The following is a 1,060-nucleotide window of genomic DNA, read 5'->3' as shown; positions in this document are numbered from 1 at the left end:
GATACAGAGCATACCGTCATTAGACCCCATGGACAGTAACTTTACGAGGGTAAAGTATGTGCGTTACGCCGATGACTTTGTAATTGAGGTAATTGGAAGTAAAGAAATGGCAGAATCTATTAAGGAAGATGTAGCTACGTTTCTGAAAGAAAAATTAAATCTTGAATTAAATCAAGAGAAAACGTTAATTACGAATCTCGGAAATGAAAAAGCAAACTTTCTAGGCTATGAATTTACGAAAGCGCACTGCAACACAAAAATGGGTAAGGATAAACAGGGGAACAGAAAACGTTCTGTAAATGGTCAGATTCAATTATTAGTGCCACATAAAGTAATCAGTCAAAAAATCAGAGAATTCACTCAATATGGCGAATCGAGTGTTTTTAAGCCAAGACTAAAATTGCCTGTACTTGATATCATTAACGAGTACAATGCAGAAATCAGAGGGTTATACAATTATTATTGTCTGGCAACCAATGTAAGTCAAAGGCTGTACAAATTTAAGTATTATCACTATTTCAGTATGGTGCACACCATTGCAAGAAAAGAAAATATATCTGTAAAAAAGGTGATTAAAAAATATGGAATTGATGTGCCGGTTAAAGATGGCACAGGAACACGCCGGATTGTTGGAGTAAAATACCATACAAAAAAAGGCGAGAAAATAATGACGTACTTTAATGACCGGATTGTGAAAAAAGACTTTCCAGAGGCTAATGTTTATGACAGCTTTGGATATGATATTTCCTTTAACTCACAGCTAATTACAAGGTTAAATGCAAACAAATGTGAATTGTGCGGAAGTACTGAAAATATTGAAGTTCATCATGTAAGAAAACTTAAGGATATCAAAGACAAGTATAAAAAACGTGGCAGGCATATCCCGAATTGGGTCTTGACAATGTCAAAAATGAACAGAAAGACCTTAATCGTATGCAAAAACTGTCACTGGGATATCCATGGCGGAAAATGATTTAGAAACAATTGGAGAGCCGTATACATTGAAAGGTGTACGTACGGTTCGGAGGGGGGCAGACAAAAACCTGCCATAGAAATATGG

General features: G+C 35.8%; 1 protein-coding gene. It reads left to right on the top strand.

What is annotated here, in order from left to right; all coding sequences use genetic code 11:
* The coding region (locus KCX82_RS22825; RefSeq protein WP_264373371.1) for a group II intron reverse transcriptase/maturase at positions 1-973 on the top strand (973 nt) is incomplete at its 5' end.
* Between the last annotated feature and the right edge of the window lie 87 nt (positions 974-1,060).

The organism is Sinanaerobacter chloroacetimidivorans, from assembly GCF_018128545.1.
GTDB classification, from domain to species: Bacteria; Bacillota; Clostridia; order Peptostreptococcales; family Anaerovoracaceae; genus Sinanaerobacter; species Sinanaerobacter chloroacetimidivorans.
The sequence above is the reverse complement of the archived record's forward strand: the minus strand, read 5'-3'. Positions and strand labels throughout refer to the sequence as shown.